Consider the following 16,223-nt stretch of genomic DNA (forward strand, 5'->3'; position numbering starts at 1 on the left):
TGCGCGGCCACGACCCGTCGGTCCGGCCGCGACGGGACTCCCGTCTCCACGAGCCCACGCGCGCGGCTCGCCCGTCTCCGGTCGCGGACCGTGCCCGCAGGTGCCGCGCGGGGTGCCGGCGACGGTCAGGAGGAAGATCGCGATGCCTACCGAGACCGAGTTGCTCAGGAGCGACGACAAGCAGATCGAGGAGCTGTTCCGCAAGAGTCCGGCGGGCGAGGTCCCCCGGGGCCCGATGGAGGGCGTGGCCATCATCCCGGGGGCCGGGCGCGCGGGGGCACGGGTGCTCGCCGGCGTGGTGAACCGGTTCTTGTGGCGGGGCAAGGTCTTCAGCCCGGAGGGTTACCTCAGCAACCGGCTCACAGCGCTGGACATCCTGTCCATCCTCGCCATGGTCGGGCCCGGACCCAGCCGCCTGGACGACCGCGAGTGCATCGTCATCGACTACTCCCACACGTCCATGGTGTTCGGGTCCGTACGGGACGAACTCCGCCAGGTCGACCCGGACCTGTACCTGGGGCTGATCTGGCTGGCCGGCCACAAGATCGGCTGGTTCACCCTGCGCGCCCCCGGCGGCGTGCGGGGCTAGGGCCTCTCACCGGCCCGATCCAAACGAAAGACCCTAGAACGCCCCTACCGCTTCCCTCGGCCGTCCGGCACCAGAACCGCCGGCAGGTCGGGCCCGGCGCCGTGCGAGGGCCCGCACCGTGCCGCCCTGACGAAAGGCCCCCACCTTGTTCCCCGTCACACGCATCCACGGAGCGACGCTCCGCAACCCGGGCACCGCTCGGAAGTCCACGTCCCGCCCCGCCCTGCGCGGTCCCGCCCTGGCCGCGTCCGCCACCCTGGCCCTCACCCTCACGGCGCTTCCCGCCGCGGCACCGCCCGGCACCGCGGGCGTCCTGCGCGGGACGGTCACCAGCGCGGGGAAGCCGCTGTCCCACGCCACCGTCACGCTCTTCGCGGGAGACCGGACCGGTGTCCGGCAACTGGGGCGCGCCACCACCGACGCGCACGGCTCCTTCCGGCTCCGCCCCGTGCAGCGCGGGGGCTCCGTGCAGTACGTCGAAGCGGTCCCCTCCGGGGACACGGCCCTGCGGCTGCGTGCCGTCGCGGGTGTCGGCCCGGGCGGCGCTGTGCCGCAGCGCAGGGAATCCGCCGTCACCGTCAACGAGTTGACCACCGTCGCCACCGGCTACGCCCTCGCCCAGTTCACCGGCCGGCACGGCGTCTCCGGCCCCAGCCCCGGCCTGGAGAACGCCGCGGCCACGTCGTACAACCTGGCCGACCCGGCCACGGGCAAGCCCGGGAAGGTCGTCACGGACCACAACAACGGCGACAAGAACGCCACCCTCGCCACCCTGGGCACCCTGGCCAACCTGGTCTCCCTGTGCGCTCCGGGGGCGGACACCGGACGATGCCGGGACATGCTGCGCGGGGCGGCACCCCCGGGGGCCGCAGCCCCTTCGGACACCGCGCAGGCCGTGTCCAACCTCGCCCGCGACCCGAGACGGTCCACCGGCACGCTGTACGCGCTGGCCGGACGGGCCCACACCTACAGCCCCGCCCTGACCTCCGCCCCCACGGCCTGGGTCCTGGCCCTGCACTACACCCCGCCCGACGTCTACGCGCCCGGACGCATGGCCGTCGACGCCAAGGGGAACGTCTGGTCCTCCGTCAACTGGCTGCCCGGCACACGGAACCCCAGTACCTTCGTCACGGTCCAGGACCCCTTGGGCAACCCGGTCCTGAACAGCCCCATCAGCGGCGGCGGCATGAAGGCCGGGGCCTGGGGCATCGCCATCGACCACCAGGGTTCCGTCTGGGTGCCGAGCTACGGCGGTGACGCCATGTCGAAGTACTCGCCGGCCGGGAAACCGCTGTCACCCGCGACGGGGTTCCGGGACGGCGGCCTGGACCACCCACAGGGCACCGCCGTCGACCAGCGGGGCAACGTCTGGATAGCGAACTTCTACGGCCTGAAGGGCAACCGCGGCAAGGGCAGCGTGATCGTGTACCCGCACGGTGACCCCTCCAAGGCGATCACCATCACCGGCGGCGGCCTCGACCACCCGTTCGCCCTCCAGATCGACGGCTACGGACGGGCCTGGGTCTCCAACGCCCGCTTCAACGGCGCCAGGCTGATGGACAAGCGCCCCCTCGACGGTCACGCGGGCGGCAGCGTCACCGTGATCGGGCCCGACTTCAAGCCGACTTCGTTCTCGCCCGTCAAGGACGCCTCGTTCGACTGGCCCCTCGGCCTCGCCGTCGACTCCAGGAACAACGTCTGGGTGCCCAATTTCCTCAGCGACTCGGTCACCGAGATCGGGCCGGACGGCAAGGTCGTCGGTGTGCACAAGCTGTCCCGGGCCATCGCCCCCTGGTCCGTGGCCGTCGACGGTTCCGACCGGGTGTGGGTGGCCGGCTTCGGCACCCCGTCCGTCTCCGTCCTGTGCGGCGCGAACACGGGCGCCTGCCCGCCCGGTTCCACCACGGGCTCCGTGCTGTCACCACCCGACGGTTTCCGCAGCAAGTCCATCCAGCACCTCACCGCCGTCCAGCTCGACCAGTCCGGCAACGTGTGGCTGGCCAACAACTGGTCCAAGCTGGCCCCGCCCACCGGCGGTGACGGCCTGGTCGAACTCATCGGCGCCGCCACGCCCGTCTGCACACCGCTTCAGCCGCTGCCGTCCCGCCCGGCGTCCACCGGCCCCACCCCGTGCGCCCTCCAGCACAGCAGCGGGAACCGGTGACTTCGCCGACCCGTCCGAACCCCCACGCCCGGCCAGTCCCTCTGGAGGAACGCCGTGTGCCGTCTCTTCGGCCTCAGCAGCGCCCCGCGCCGTACCCGCGCCACCTTCTGGCTCCTGGACGCCCCCGACAGCCTCAGCCGGCAGAGCCACCGGGACCCCGACGGCACCGGGCTCGGCCACTTCGCCGCCGACGGCACCCCGCGCGTCGACAAGGCCCCCACCGCCGCCTACCGCGACCTCGCCTTCGCCGAGGAGGCCCGCGAGGTCGAGTCGGCGACCTTCGTCGCCCACGTCCGCTTCGCCTCCACCGGCAGCCTGGACGTCCGCAACACCCATCCCTTCGAGCAGGACGGGCGGCTCTTCGCCCACAACGGGGTCATCGAGGGCCTGGACGAGCTCGACGACCACCTGGGCGAGGACCGGTCGCTCGTGGCGGGCGACACCGACTCCGAGCGGTTCTTCGCCCTGATCACCAGGGAGACCCGGCGGCACGGCGGTGACGTCACCGAGGGCATCCGGCACGCCGCCCACTGGATCGCCGCCCACCTGCCCGTCTACGCCGTCAACCTGGTCCTCGTCACCCCGGAGGAACTGTGGGCGCTGCGCTACCCGGACACCCACGACCTCTACGTCCTCCAGCGCCGGGCGGGCGGCCAGCACGGCAGCCGGCACCTCGACCACAGCGGCAGCCACGGCCGTATGCGCGTCCACTCGTCGCACCTCGCCGAGCTCCCCGCCGTCGTCGTCGCCAGCGAGCGCATGGACGACAACCCGCACTGGCGCGAGATGGAGTCCGGCGAACTGCTCCACGTCGGCCCCGATCTCCGTCTCACCCACCAGGTCGTCCTCCCCGGTCCCCCGGCACACCAGCTCACCCTGGACGACCTGCGCCCGGACGCGGCCGCCTCGCAGAAGGCTGCGTGAAGAGACGTGGCGGGACAGCCGACGGAATCACAGTGTGATGCCGCCGTCGATGGTGACGCTCGCCCCGGTCATGTACCGCGACTCCTCGCCGGCCGGGAACGAGATGAGTGCCGCGATCTCCCGCGGCTCGCCGACGCGCTTGAGCGGGCCGACGAGCGCCGTCTTGGTCATCTGGAGGACGCAGGTGCCCGGTGTGCCGCTCGAAGGTGTGCGTTCAGCGGAGCTTACGGAAGGTTTCGCGGACGTCGCCGACGAGTGCTTCGGGGTTCTCGTAGTGGACGAAGTGGCCGCCCTCGGCGTGGGCGTTGACGTACACCGGGTTGAAGAAGGCGCCGGTGGGCCCGTGCTCGAAGGCGGCGACGCGCTCCTCGACGGTGCGGACTCCGGGCGGGTAGACGTCGCCCAGCAGGAAGGTGAAGCCGGCCGGGGGCTCGACCTTCGGTGCCGGTCGTGCACCGGCGTCCAGGGGTAGTGGACGGCGTTGCGGTACATGCGGATGGAGGAACCGATCGTCTCGGTGACCCAGAACGCGGTCGCCTGGGTGAGGATGCGCGGGAGAATGCGCAACACGTGTCGGCTGGTGTCTGACTCCGGCGGGCAGGCAGCCAGCAGGTATGCACGTTGCCCGGCTGTGCTCGCAGAACGCGGCTGCCCGGCCGTGTCCCCATGCACCGGATGCGCAAAGATATGTGTGTTGTGTGCGGCCTACGTATGCCGCATGCCTCGGGAGTCCGGGCTGAGGCACGGATCGTCATTCAGGTGAGGGGTTCCAGCGATGGCTCTGAACGAGTATGCCGACGGGTCGGAGGGCGGGCCCGAGGCGGGCCGCGGCGAAGAAGTGCTCGTGGTGGGCGCCGGTCCCGTCGGACTGGTCGCCGCCATCGAGCTGGCGCGCCGGGATGTGGGCGTTCGTATCGTGGACGCCGCCCCGGGGCCTTCCGTGGGTTCCCGCGGCAAGGGAATCCAGCCACGCAGCGTCGAGGTCTTCGACGACCTGGGGGTCTCGGGCCGGATTCTGGCCACCAGCCGTTCCCAGCTGCCCATCCGCAGGTACCGGGGCCGGACGGTACTGGGAACGAGCGAGGTCAATCCCGGCGTCAAGGAACCCACCGCCGCGACTCCGTACCCCCGCACGATGCTGATCCCCCAGTGGCGGGTGGAGGAGGTCCTGCGCGAGCGGTTGGACGAGTTGAGGGTGCACGTCGAGTTCGGGACGCGACTGGTGGACCTGGCGCAGGATGGCGGGGGAATCCGCACCGGCATGCTGGCCGCCGGGGCACCGGATTCCGCCTCCTTCGACTACGTCGTCGGCGCCGACGGCGCGTCCAGCACCGTGCGGAAGCTGGCGCGTGTCGGGTTCCTCGGACACACCGACGAGACGGTCACGATGCTGACAGCCGATGTCGAACTGAGCGGACTGGACCGGGACGTCTGGCACTGGTGGCCCGGTTCCGACGGCAAGCTGCTGGCGCTGTGTCCGCTGCCGGTGACCGACATGTTCCAGCTGCAGATCGGGCCGGCCCCCGCCGTCACCGGGGACGTCTCCCTCGACGACGTCCAGGAACTGGTGCGGGAGCGCACCGGACGAACCGACATCCGAGTCCGGCGGGTGGTGTGGCAGTCCGTCTGGCGCTCCAACGTGCGCATGGTGGACCGCTACCGGTCGGGACGGGTCTTCCTCGCCGGCGACTCCGCCCATGTCCACCCCCCGGCGGGCGGTCTGGGCATGAACACGGGAATCCAGGACGCCTACAACCTCGGATGGAAGATCGCCCATGTCCTGCGTGGCGCCCCCGAGGCTCTGCTCGACAGCTACCAGCAGGAACGGCTTCCGATCGCCGCCGACGTGCTGAAGCTGTCCAGCGAGCTGGCCGCACGCCGGATCAGGGGTGTCGTACCGGGCGAGGGCACGGGATCCGACACCCGGCAGCTGGGAGTGCACTACCCGGTGAGCGAACTGAATGGCTCGGACCGGCAGGCGCGGGGCCTCGTCCAAGCGGGCGACCGGGCGCCGGACGCTGTGCTCGAGGCACCGGACGGTGCCACGGTCCGGCTCTTCGACCTGTTCCGGGGCACCCATGTCAGCCTCGTCGCCTTCGGCCGCCGCAGCGCCGAGGTCGCCGACGCCCTGGCCGGGCACTTCACCCGTGGGCTGCGGTCGTTCACCGTTCTGCCGCCCGGTGCGGCCCACCTCCGCAGCGGCCTCGGTGCGTTCTCCGACGCCGAAGGGCAGGCCCGCCGCGACTACGGCGTCGACGGGGACGACACCCTGCTCGTCGTCCGGCCGGACGGGTACGTGGGGATGCGTGCCGTCGAACCCGACGAGACGGAGCTCCTTCGGTACCTCGAACGACTGCTGCCCGAGGAGTAGCACCTCATGGGGCTCGCACACCGCGGAGATCGCGGTGCCGTCTCCCCGCCAGGCACTACGGACCGTGAGGTCCATTCATGGAACTCGGCAACACCGTCGTCGCTGCGGCCTCGCGCATCGGGCTCGACGCGGCCCTGATCCTCGACGACCCGGTGTCCGTGGCTCGCACCGGTACGAACCTGTCGATCGCCATGGCCGAGACGGGGGACGTCGACGGGGCCGACGAGCCGGTCGCCCTGATGCTCGGTCAGCTGGACCGGCTGCCTCCGAAGGACCGGATGCTCGCCGAACGGTACGCCAGCCGTGTGCGCAGCTTCCAGCGACGCTACGCCGAGGGCCTGGCGATCGCCCGGTCGCTGGGCGGGCAGTGGGAGATCGCGCGCTCGATCGCCATCACGGGCTGGTTCCTCGCCGCCCTCGGCGAGTACCAGGACGCCCTCGCCGCGTGTGAGGAAGCGCTGCCCCTGCTGCGGGCGACCGGGAACCGTCACGACGAGGCCGGTACCCGGGGCAACATCGGCTACGTCCGGCAGCGCCTGGGCGACCTCGACGGCGCGATCGCCGACTACCGCGCGTCGCTGCGGCTCTACGAGGAGGTCCTCGACGAGTACAAGCAGGCGGAAGTGCTCGACGACCTGGCCTCCGCCCAGTTGGAGCGCGGAGAGAGGGAAGAAGCACGGGCCAACCTGGTCCGGTCGGCCGAGCTCTTCGCCGCGTTGCGGGTCGCGCGCGCCGCGGAGATGCGCGCCAAGGCGGAGGCACTCGCCGAGGCACCAACGGCCACGCGGGCCCCTAGCCGGCCGGGCGGACGGCTGGGGGCTTTCGTATGGGGCAGGCCGGATCAGCCCGGCATGATCCAAACGAGAGGCCCTGGGGCCCGGCGTGGGCCGCGGAACCGTCATCGGGCCAGGGAAGCCGCGTCGCCCATGACCACGACGGGATGGTCGGCGGGGTCGAGCGTGCGCAGCAGCTGCTTCATGTGGGTCTTGGAGATGCTGATGCACGCGTGGGTGGGGCCGCCGTGGTCGACGTGGATCCATATGCCTCCGCCGCGGTTCGCCCCCATCGGGTGAGTGCCGTCCATCGGCGACGTACCGGGCAGCCGGTTGTAGTCGATGGCGATGACGTAGTCGAAGGAGCCACCGAGCGGTTCGCCCTCGAAGCCGGTGCCGCCGACCCAGAAGGCGCCGGAGTGGTGGTAGGGCAACTTGGCACCGGGGTCGGGCAGGCGGCCGCCGGCGTCACTGAGGCCGAACACTCCTGTCGGGCTGTGCAGGTCGCCCTCGTAGTGCTCGTCGGTCCATCCCCTGTAGCCGTTGTGCGCGTCCCACACCGCCCCGGGACGCCAGCCGGCGTCGGTCCGCTGCCAGAGTACGACTTTCGAGGTGGCCGACTTCCGGCCGGCTCCGGTGACGAGGACGACCTGCCGGGTGTCGGCCGGGACCTTCGCCAGCGTCTCGGGGCCGAGCCCCGGCAGTTGGGCGGGGAGTTCGGGCCGCGCCCGGGTTGTCGCCTTCGATGCGGCCGGGGCGGACGCCGACTGTCCGGTGTCCGGCCCGGCGGCAGCCTGGTCGTCGGAGATGCTCCTGGCTGCCGGAGCGGAGGTGCCCGCGGGCAGGTGCCGGCAGGCGGTTACGCCCAGCGCGGAGACGACGAGCGCCGCGGTCACCGACAGGCAGGTCTTGTGGAGACGCATGGGTGCAGGCTTTCTCGATCGAGAGGGGTTGGGGGACCTTGCGTGGGGGCCGCCGTGCCGCGACGCGCGAGTGGTGCCACCGCAAGACACGGCGTGCTCGACCTCGTCGGCCGGACCACGGGAGAAGCCCCGGGATGCGAGGGCGTTCCACGGCCTTCGGCCGTTCACCCGGGCGGTCCGCAACGCGGGGGGGTGCCGCGGCCCGGCCGCGGCGCCGAGGCCGCGTACGACGCGGCGGCCGTGGGCGGGAGCCGGGTCCCTCCAGCCGCCTGCCGCCCCGCGTCGGCGGCAGGCCTCCGGATGCGTCACACGTGTGTGCGAGACATGTGTGCGCGGGAAGCCGGCCTGCCGCGTGTACTTCCGTGTCGTCGGCCGGGCCGCGGTTCAGCTGTGGGCGTTCTTGGGCACGGTGATCTGGCGCTCGCCCCAGTTCATCCGGGTGATCGCCCGGCAGTTGACCCTCGTGCCCGCTTCCAGGCCCGCCCTGCCGGCCCTGGCCGAGGGTTCCACCAGCAGGTACTCGTCGCTGAGCATGGAGCCGGTGGCGGGATCGAAGACCAGCCGCTGCCTGGTGGTCCCCAGAGGGGTCTGATACGTGGCGGGGGGTTCGACCCCCACGCCTTCGCGCCCCAGCGCGTCGGTGACGCGTCCGAGCACGCGGACCCCGGGCAGATCGGCCATCACCCGGTACGCCGCGGCACGGACGGCGGGCTTCACGGGCATGGTGACGAGGTTGCCCGCCTGTCGCAGCATCCAGGTACTCCGACCCGACGTGCTGTTGTCGGCGCTGTCGTCCTGGGCGTAGAGCTTCTCCAGGTAGTGGCGGAGTGCTCCGTCGGTGGCGGGCAGCGCCCGCAGCTCCTTGTAGGAGACGTTGTCCGGGCCGAGGGCGTAGATCTTGTCGTCGATGTTCGTCCGCATGACCGTCGGCCGCCCGGTTCCCATCACGAAGCTGTGCCTGACGGTCCCGGATGCCGCACTCGTCTCGGTCTCGACCTCGCGGGGTGAGCCCGCTGCGTGCCAGCGCGTCCGGTCCGCCGCGGTACGGGGCTCGGTCACGGAGTTCAGCCCCGAGACCGCCAGGCTCCCGGTACCGGGCCGCACGCCCACCGACCATTCCTCCGTCGACGTGACGCGCAGGGCGAAGAGCTGCCCGTTCGCCTCGGCGACGTCCGTGTACTGCGATTGCGTGGTGGTCTGCCAGTAGGTCGCTTCGGCGGAGACCTCCGCCTTCCTCGCCGCGCTGAGGAGTTCGATACGACCGTCCACGTCCGCGGCACCGCTCGGTGCCCGCGTCGCGGCGGAGGACCGCGGTCGGGCCGTGGAACCATCGTCCGGCGCATGTGCGCCGAGCGTGTTCACGGTCACCACGGCGGACGCCGCCACCGCTGCGAGGACCACCGCTCCCAGGGGGCGGTACCGGCTCCTCCGGCGCGTGACGTGGCCGTCCGCGGGGTCGGAGACGATGTGCGCGTAGATCTGGCGCTGCCGCATCGGGTCCACCAGCCGGGAGGGGTTCAGTTCGTCGGGCCGTGCGTCGGTGAGCACCTTCATGGCATCGGGCCGTCCGGACCGCTTGTCGGAGTTCTTCATGCAGGCGCTCCTTGCTGCTGGGTGTGGATCGTGGCCTCCGAGGAGGTGTGTGCGGACGCCGCCTCTGTCGCCTGTGCCGTCTCCAGGGCCTTCTCCAGACGGCGGCGGGCTCGGAACAGCCGGACCGTCAGCGTGGCGCCGGTGCAGTTCAGGACCTGGGCCGCTTCCTTGGCGCTCAGGCCGTGCCAAGCGATCAGAGTCAGCAGTTCCCGGTCGGTGTCCGACAGGCTCGCGAGGGCCTTCAACGCGATGTGCCGGTCGGTGACCTCCGCCGCGACGTCCCCGACGTGGAACTGGGCGCCGCGGCTGATGCGCTGTGCTTCCTCCGCGGCGATGGCGTATCGCAGGGCGTCCCGGCGGCGCAGTTCTCGCACCAGGTTGCGGGCCACTCCCAGAAGCCACGGCAGCGCCGGTTCGGGGATGTCGTGCATTCGCCGCCAGGCGACCGTGAACGTCTCGCTGGTGATGTCCTCTCCTGCTTGCCGTCCGACGAGGCTCGTCGCATAGCCAAGGACGCGCGGGTAGCACTCCTCGTAAACGTCTCGGAAGCGCTCGGCAGTTGTCACGGACGCGCTCCCTTCATCCTGGCTTTCACACCGAGCAATGCGCGCTGCGGCCCGTTCCTTACAGGCGGGGGCGGAAAACTTGCCGAAGTGATCGACGTCATATCGTCGCCCCACACCCCCCGCAGGTCCGCCGACGCGTAAGTCCACCGGGCGTGCGGGGTCGGAAGAACGACGCCCCGGGCCCTCGCACGTTGGATCACAAGACGGCCACAGGCACCGTTCAGAGCCGTCGCCACTGCCGCCTGCGCCGGTCTGCTCGCTCTCGCCGCGGCTCTCACGGCTTGCGGCAGCGGCGACGGCAGCAGGGCCGAAGAGGCTACCTGCAAGGCCGCCATGGAGAAGTCACTCAAGGACGCCGTGCGCGGTCAGCTCGAAGGCACCACCCGGGCCAAGGAGAGGAACGCCTGCAAGGGCCTGGACGACGAGGGACTCGTGGAACTCGGCGACGAGGTCGTGAAGGAGGCATACGACGAGGACGGTCGCAGCGGCCTGGTGGGTGCCCGGCCCTGACGCCCGCGGGCCGGGCCGCGGGGACCTGGCCGAGACGGTCAGGTGGGGGCGGGTGGTGCGGTGAGGTGGCCGAGGATGTCGGTGACGTGCAGCATGCGTTCGAGGTGGGACGGCCGGTTGTCCAGGTGGAGGGTGGCTCCTAGGGCGCTGGTGCGGCGGTGGATCATGAGCAGGGCCGTCAGCCCGGAGGAGTCGATGTACGCCAGCTCGCGGAAGTCGAGCCGGACTTCGGCCGGCGGTGGCCCGCCCGCCGTGAGCAGCTGACCGACCTCGTCGAGGAGGTCGTCGCTGGTGTCGTAGTCGAGTTCGCCGCTGACCAGGACGGTCAGCGTGGTGGACTCGCGGCGGACGGTCAGGGTGAAGTCGCCGGGCGGCATGTGCGTCATGCGTGGGTGCCGGGGCCAGGACGGGTGGTGTGCTCGGTCAGGGCGGTCCTGCCGCGGCCGAGCGTGTTCAGGGCGCGGGGGAAGTCGTGGAGTTGGCCGGCCAGGGCGTCGAGTCCTGCCGACAGCGAGTGTGCGGGCACACCCCTGGCCGTGAGGATGCCGGCGGTCCAGGTGAGGAAGGTCGTGAACAGGTCGGGGTCGTCGACGTAGAGGGCGGCGGCCAGGAAGTCGACGATGTGGGCGATGTCCTCGGCGGTGCGTTCGTGCTGGGCGCCGCTGTAGGCGCGCATGGCGGGGAAGCGGTCCTCCAGGTCGGCCAGGGTCTGCTTGACGATCTGGGGCCGGGACCGGGCGACCAGGGTGTATTCCTGGTCGGCCAGGTGCGGCAGGTCGTCCACCGTGTGCCGGATCGCCGAGGCGCCCGGCCGCGGCACGCCCGCCGCCAGGACCGCGACCGCGGCCCGCGCGTCGGCCGCCCACCGGTCGGCGCCCAGAGCGGTGGCGTAGCGGCCCCGGGGGCCGAAGGCGCGGCCGCCGGCCAGGACGGGGACACCTATGGCCTGGCAGGCGGTGATGGCGGCGTGCGCGGTGGGCAGGTGGGTGGGGATCGATCCGGACAGCAGGACCGCGTCGGGGTCGGTCAGGTGCAGGTGGGCGACCAGGTGCGGGGTGGGTGTCTGCGCGCCGAGGTAGTCCACCCGCCAGCCGTGCAGGGCGAGGACCTCGGCGACCAGGCGGGCGGGCAGTGCGTGCCATTCCCCGTCCACGCAGGCCACCGTCACCCGCCCGCGGTCGGGTGCGGGCCGGCCGGCGCCGGGGTGGTGGGCGAGGGAGGCGATGACCCGCTCGTTGATGGCGGTGGCGGCGTGCTCCTGGGCGACGCTGATACGGTCCGCCGCCCATTCGATGCCGACTTTCTCCTGCACGGGTGCGATGACCTGGAGCAGGAGCGTCTCCTGGCTCACCCCCTGGGCGAGGGCGTCGTGGACGGTCGCGACGGCTCGGTGCTCGTCACCGTCGATCACGGCCTGCCACAGCCGTCGCACCGCACCGGCTGTCGCGGTGGGCTCACTCACTGCCTGCTCCTCCTGGTCGGTCCACCGCTCGTACGGCCGTCGACGGTGCTCAACGCGCCGGTGTCGGGGTGATGATGGCCATGACGGCCATGTCGTAGTGGCGGCCGGTGCCCAGCCACTGCGCGGCCGGCATCTGTACCCGCTCCACCACCGCCTCCGCCGGCATGCCCGCGCACTCGGCGAGCGCCCGCCTCAGACGGTCCTCCCCGAAGAGCTCGTCACCCAGCGGGCCGCCACCAGACGGCCGCGCCGGTCGGAGACCAGCACAGGGTAGGGAGCCTCAGTCCACGCCGGGCCGGTCTGCCGGCCGGCCTCGGGTCGACGGGCGGAACAGCTGCGGAGAGCAGTCACAATCAGAGGCACGCACGGTGCGCACCTCACCACCTTCCTGCCATACGGGAACAGATTTCCTTTGGCAACCGTCCCGCACGAGCCCCGGCCATTGCAAGCCGCTCGCGAAAGGCGCACGCGAACACCACGAATCGGTCCGGCGCGAGGCTTGCGGTCAAAGTACGCAATATGGGCAGGGGAGCGCACCGGCACCGGGGGCCCGGGCCCGTGACTACGGGGCGGCACATGTGCCCATGGGGCGGACCGCCCCCGGGACGCACGTGTCACTTACGCTGCGATCCGGCGGCTCACCTGCTCGCCGGCATCATGAGTGTGACCGACGTGCCGTACGCGACGGAGATCGAGCTGCTCTGCGAGAAGGCGGCACCGCATGGCGCACGGCTGCCCCGGAGCATTGACCGTGCGTCCGCTCCGCGACGACGAGCACCAGACCTTCGCCACCGTGCTCGGCGCCGCCTTCGGGGCTCCACAGATGATCATCATTGTCGGGCTCGCCGACATCGGCACCCGGCCAAGGCGCGACCGGGGCGTGTCACCGGAGGGTGCCCGGCGGCGGGGGAACGGCTCACACGCTCGGCGGCGGGCCGTCCGACAGCCGGGCGAGCTGCGCGTGCCACAGTTCGTCCAGGCGCTCCACCCAGGTGGGCGTCAACGTGTCGAACGCCTTCGGGAGGGAGGCGCGGACGGCGCTCTCGACGACGATCTCCGTGCCGTCCCCGACCTCGGTGAGCAGATACCCCTGGTACAGCCGGACACTGGTGCCCAGGCACATCCAGCCGAGGCGGCGGGGCGGTTCGTTCTCTCCCACGTAGACCTCGAACCGGTGGCCGCACCAGAGCACCTCGAAGGTCTGGGTGAAGGTCCGGGTGCTGACCTCCTCGCATCCCGGAACCCAGCTGGTCCAGCCCGCCGCGTCGGTGAGCACGCGGAAGACCCGCTCGGGCGGGCCGGGCACGACGGCCTGGACGTGGTGGAAGCCATGGGCCTCGGCGGGTGAGAAGCCGGACGGCCAGTGGATGTCCGGGTGGCTGTCTGCGGGGTCGTGCATCCCACTCTCTCTCGCGTCGCTTCCGGCTCCGGTCGCCCTCCGGCGGCGCTCGTGACGCGTACCGCAGGACATGCCCCTGTCCAGCATGCGGCATCGCCCGTGCGGGTCCATACGTCATCTGACTGGCCGCGCACCGGCCCGGCGCGTCAGCTGTCGCCGTTCCCGGTCTGCTCGGCCACCAGGTACGCGGCGTACCACTCGGCCCAGCCGGGGTCGGCGTCGCCGGTGCTCTCCGGCCGTTCGGCGTGTGCCGCGGCCGCCCGGCGCAGGGCCCGGGCGAGGTCGTCCGCGGAGGTGAAGGCCGTCGGGCCGGGACCGGTACGGCCGGGCAGGCGGGAGGTGACCTCCTGGACCAGCCACGCGTTGCCGTCCGGGTCGCGGAAGGGGAAGTGCGAACGGTAGCTCTCCCGCTCGGGGTGCAGTCCGGGCTCGGGGGCGGGCCCCCCGGTGTGGTAGTAGTCGCCCACCTCGATCCCCAGCTCCACCAGCCTGTCCCGTTCCGCGACGATGTCGGGGACGCACAGGTACATGTTCTGGGCCGAGCCGGGTTCGGCCGTGGTCAGGCCCGCTCCGAACTGCACCGAGCACGCCGAGCCCGGCGGGGTGACCTGCACCTTGGCAGGTGGGGTGCGGTCCAGTCGCCAGCCGAGCCGCAGATAGAACTCCTTCGCCCGGTCGACGTCGGACACGGGGATCGTCACCACCTCCAGCCGCTCGTCGGAGATGAACCGCACCGGTTCTGCCGCCATGACGTCCCGCCTCTCCCCATGGGTGTCTCACACGTACCTGGACGAACACTACGTCCTCACCAGGGGCAGAACCAGGCAAACGGGAATATCCCATCCCGCCCTCAGATACGTGTGTGACTGTCGGCACATTCGGCCTGGGTGCGAACTGGAAAAGGGACACATGTCGTTGTGATACGTGGTGGGTACATGTTGCAGCGATCCTGCACCTGATCGGGAGAGAACAATGGGTCCGAGCGGAAGGTCGTCCAGGACTGCCGTCGCCGTGATCGGCGCGGGTGCCGTCGGAGGTGTGGTCGCGTCGGCGTTGCACAGAGCGGGCCACGACGTCACGGTCTGCGTGCGTACCGGCTTCGACGCACTGCAGATCGAGGACGGTCCGCGAGTCGAGCGGTTCCCGGTGCGGGTCGTGACCGACCCGGGCGAGCTGAAGCCGGTGCGCTGGGTCCTGCTCGCCGTGAAGTCGTTCGACACGGAGGGCGCGGCCCCGTGGCTGCGCTCCCTGTGCGACGAGAACACCACCGTCGTCGTCCTCCAGAACGGGGTCGAACAGACCGAGGGCGTCCAGGACCTCGCCCCCCGGGGTTCCCTGGTTCCGGCACTCGTGTACATCCAGGCCGAAAGGCTCGCGCCGGGCCGTGTCCGGCTCGGTTACGGCAACACCTTCCAGGTTCCGCGGGGGCCGTGGGCCGAGGAGCTGGCCGAGCTGTTCGAGGGCAGCGGAATGACGGTGGACGTGGCGGAGGACCTGACCACGGCCATGTGGCGCAAGCTGATGCTCAACATCGCCGTGAACTCCCTCACCGCGCTCACCCTGCGCCGCATGGAGGTGTTCCGGGACGCGTCCGTGCGTGAACTCGCCCTCGGGCTGATGCGGGAGGCGGCGGCGGTGGGTGCCGCGCTCGGCGCCCGGCTCACGGAGGAGGACGTCCAGGCCACCCTCGCCTTCACGGCGGACTTCGCCGCGGACAACGGAACGTCCATGCTGTACGACCGGCTGGCCGGAAGGCCGCTGGAACACGACGCCCTCAACGGTGCCGTGGTCCGGCACGCCGAGAAGCTGGGCATCGACGTCCCGCTGAACCGGGCGGTCACCGCGCTCCTCCAGGCACTGCGCCCCCTGAACACCGGCGAGGCGGGGATGCCCCGGCTGCCCCGGGCCGCGTGACCGGCGGTGCCGGACATGCGTGTCGTGACGTCGCCCGCCGGCGGGGGCGCCGTACCCGTGCCGTCACCCGGCGCCTCGCCGTCGCCCTGGCCGGGCCGGGTGCCGACCCGTATTCCCGGGGCGGAGCCAGGGCCGCGGCACGCAAGCCGATGGGACCGCCCCGCACCCCTCACCCACCCCGCCGATCACCGGGTCACGGACAAACGCGCAGGTCGCACCCGGCACCGCCTGGACCCGGCCGGGCAGGACGGGCTGGTACGCGTGGCCGAGTCACCGCGCCGCCTGCTGTTCAGGCATCCGCTGATCACGTCGGCCGTGGTGGCGGCGGCCACCAGCAGGGCCCGCCGTGCGGCGCACCGTGCGCTGGCACGGGTGCTGGCAGCCAAGCCGGAGCGGCGGGCCTGGCATCTGGGGGAGGCGACCTTGCAGCCCGACGAGGAGGTGGCGCTCCTGCTGGAGCGGACCGCCCAGCGCATCCTGGACCACGGGGACGCGGTGGCCGCGATCGCCGCCCTCACCCGGTCCGCCGACCTCAGCCTGCTGGACACCGACCGCGCCCGCCGCCTGTCGGAGGCCGCCTACGCGCCGAGGCGATCGGCGCGCTGAGCAGCGCCTCGACCCTGCTGGAGGACGCCTCCCGGGCCGATCCCGGGCACGGTGCGTCCCTGCGCTCCGCGACCGCCGCCGTGTCACGCGATCGCGGCGCGGAACGCGGCCGGGCCGTCTTGGATCAGCCGCGGGAGCTCGGGGAACTCCAAGAAGCCCCACGCGTCGATCGTGTATCACGGCGCTCCGGCCGCCGCGTGGCGAATTCGTGCGGGTGAACGCGTCGACGGCCGGGCGGCGCGCCGGCGCCGAAGCCGTCCCGGGACTCCGCGCACTGCTCGCCACCCTGGCGGGCGGCGGCGACGCGGTGCTCTCCCGGGCAACCGACGCGTCACGCTGCGTCTCCGGTACGGCCATGCCCGTGAACGCCGGCCTGATCAGTCACCGACCGTGGACCGCCACAGGGACCGAAGGGACCGGCATCGCAAC

15 protein-coding genes and 2 pseudogenes are annotated in these 16,223 nt (G+C 71.9%); 8 read left to right on the forward strand and 9 right to left on the reverse strand.

Annotated elements, in window-relative coordinates; all coding sequences use genetic code 11:
- Positions 1-142 precede the first annotated feature (142 nt).
- The 3 genes from AB0946_RS22755 (at position 143) to AB0946_RS22765 (ending at position 3,677) form a co-directional block, all read left to right on the forward strand.
- Positions 143-589 (forward strand): hypothetical protein, encoded by a 447-nt coding sequence (locus AB0946_RS22755; protein WP_366762458.1) that lies wholly within the window; start codon positions 143-145, stop codon positions 587-589.
- A 145-nt stretch (positions 590-734) separates the two neighbouring features.
- A complete protein-coding gene (locus AB0946_RS22760; RefSeq protein WP_366762459.1) occupies positions 735-2,753 on the forward strand; it encodes a hypothetical protein in 2,019 nt (672 codons plus the stop codon).
- A gap of 54 nt (positions 2,754-2,807) precedes the next feature.
- Positions 2,808-3,677, forward strand: a complete 870-nt coding sequence (locus AB0946_RS22765; RefSeq protein WP_366762460.1) for a class II glutamine amidotransferase — start codon at positions 2,808-2,810, stop codon at positions 3,675-3,677.
- Between the two features lie 27 nt (positions 3,678-3,704).
- Here the strand turns inward: AB0946_RS22765 and AB0946_RS22770 are convergent, their stop codons facing one another.
- Positions 3,705-3,848: an SDR family oxidoreductase gene (locus AB0946_RS22770; protein WP_366762461.1), complete on the reverse strand. Its 144-nt coding sequence runs from the start codon at positions 3,846-3,848 to the stop codon at positions 3,705-3,707.
- 604 nt (positions 3,849-4,452) lie between these two features.
- Here AB0946_RS22770 and AB0946_RS22775 point away from each other — a divergent pair.
- Both AB0946_RS22775 and AB0946_RS22780 read left to right on the forward strand, forming a co-directional pair.
- Positions 4,453-6,048 carry an FAD-dependent monooxygenase gene (locus AB0946_RS22775; protein ID WP_366762462.1) on the forward strand — a complete coding sequence of 532 codons (1,596 nt, stop codon included), beginning with the start codon at positions 4,453-4,455 and terminating at the stop codon, positions 6,046-6,048.
- A 278-nt stretch (positions 6,049-6,326) separates the two neighbouring features.
- Positions 6,327-6,746 (forward strand): annotated as a pseudogene (locus tag AB0946_RS22780) (tetratricopeptide repeat protein); the annotation flags it as partial.
- A gap of 200 nt (positions 6,747-6,946) precedes the next feature.
- On the opposite strand, the gene AB0946_RS22785 reads toward AB0946_RS22780, so the two are convergent.
- The 3 genes from AB0946_RS22785 to AB0946_RS22795 form a co-directional block, all read right to left on the reverse strand.
- Positions 6,947-7,744 (reverse strand): L,D-transpeptidase family protein, encoded by a 798-nt coding sequence (locus tag AB0946_RS22785; RefSeq protein WP_366762463.1) that lies wholly within the window; start codon positions 7,742-7,744, stop codon positions 6,947-6,949.
- Between the two features lie 384 nt (positions 7,745-8,128).
- Complete coding sequence (locus AB0946_RS22790) at positions 8,129-9,337, reverse strand: CU044_5270 family protein (protein WP_366762465.1); 1,209 nt, start codon at positions 9,335-9,337, stop codon at positions 8,129-8,131.
- Positions 9,334-9,903 carry a sigma-70 family RNA polymerase sigma factor gene (locus AB0946_RS22795; protein WP_366762466.1) on the reverse strand — a complete coding sequence of 190 codons (570 nt, stop codon included), beginning with the start codon at positions 9,901-9,903 and terminating at the stop codon, positions 9,334-9,336. Before AB0946_RS22795 ends, AB0946_RS22790 begins: the two co-directional genes overlap by 4 nt.
- A 333-nt stretch (positions 9,904-10,236) precedes the next feature.
- Between AB0946_RS22795 and AB0946_RS22800 the strand changes: the two genes are divergently transcribed.
- Positions 10,237-10,413: a hypothetical protein gene (locus AB0946_RS22800; protein WP_366762467.1), complete on the forward strand. Its 177-nt coding sequence runs from the start codon at positions 10,237-10,239 to the stop codon at positions 10,411-10,413.
- Between the two features lie 38 nt (positions 10,414-10,451).
- Here the strand turns inward: AB0946_RS22800 and AB0946_RS22805 are convergent, their stop codons facing one another.
- The 5 genes and pseudogenes from AB0946_RS22805 to AB0946_RS22825 form a co-directional block, all read right to left on the reverse strand.
- The gene (locus tag AB0946_RS22805; RefSeq protein ID WP_366762468.1) at positions 10,452-10,799 is read right to left on the reverse strand and encodes an STAS domain-containing protein; all 348 of its coding nucleotides are present in this window, start codon (positions 10,797-10,799) and stop codon (positions 10,452-10,454) included.
- A complete protein-coding gene (locus tag AB0946_RS22810; RefSeq protein ID WP_366762469.1) occupies positions 10,796-11,875 on the reverse strand; it encodes a cobalamin-dependent protein in 1,080 nt (359 codons plus the stop codon). Before AB0946_RS22810 ends, AB0946_RS22805 begins: the two co-directional genes overlap by 4 nt.
- Positions 11,872-12,116, reverse strand: a pseudogene (locus AB0946_RS22815) (serine/threonine protein phosphatase); the annotation flags it as partial. The gene AB0946_RS22810 and the pseudogene AB0946_RS22815, both read right to left, overlap by 4 nt.
- A gap of 675 nt (positions 12,117-12,791) precedes the next feature.
- Positions 12,792-13,274, reverse strand: coding sequence for an SRPBCC family protein (locus AB0946_RS22820; protein WP_366762470.1), 483 nt, complete (start codon positions 13,272-13,274; stop codon positions 12,792-12,794).
- Positions 13,275-13,420: 146 nt separating this feature from the next.
- Positions 13,421-14,023: a VOC family protein gene (locus AB0946_RS22825; RefSeq protein WP_366762471.1), complete on the reverse strand. Its 603-nt coding sequence runs from the start codon at positions 14,021-14,023 to the stop codon at positions 13,421-13,423.
- Between the two features lie 223 nt (positions 14,024-14,246).
- On the opposite strand from AB0946_RS22825, the gene AB0946_RS22830 reads away from it, so the two are divergent.
- Complete coding sequence (locus tag AB0946_RS22830; protein ID WP_366762472.1) at positions 14,247-15,188, forward strand: 2-dehydropantoate 2-reductase; 942 nt, start codon at positions 14,247-14,249, stop codon at positions 15,186-15,188.
- A 261-nt stretch (positions 15,189-15,449) separates the two neighbouring features.
- Complete coding sequence (locus AB0946_RS22835) at positions 15,450-15,794, forward strand: hypothetical protein (protein ID WP_366762473.1); 345 nt, start codon at positions 15,450-15,452, stop codon at positions 15,792-15,794.
- Positions 15,795-16,223 lie beyond the last annotated feature (429 nt).

Origin of the sequence: Streptomyces sp. NPDC046870 (assembly GCF_040704595.1) — a bacterium.
Classification (GTDB): Bacteria; Actinomycetota; Actinomycetes; order Streptomycetales; family Streptomycetaceae; genus Streptomyces; species Streptomyces argyrophylli.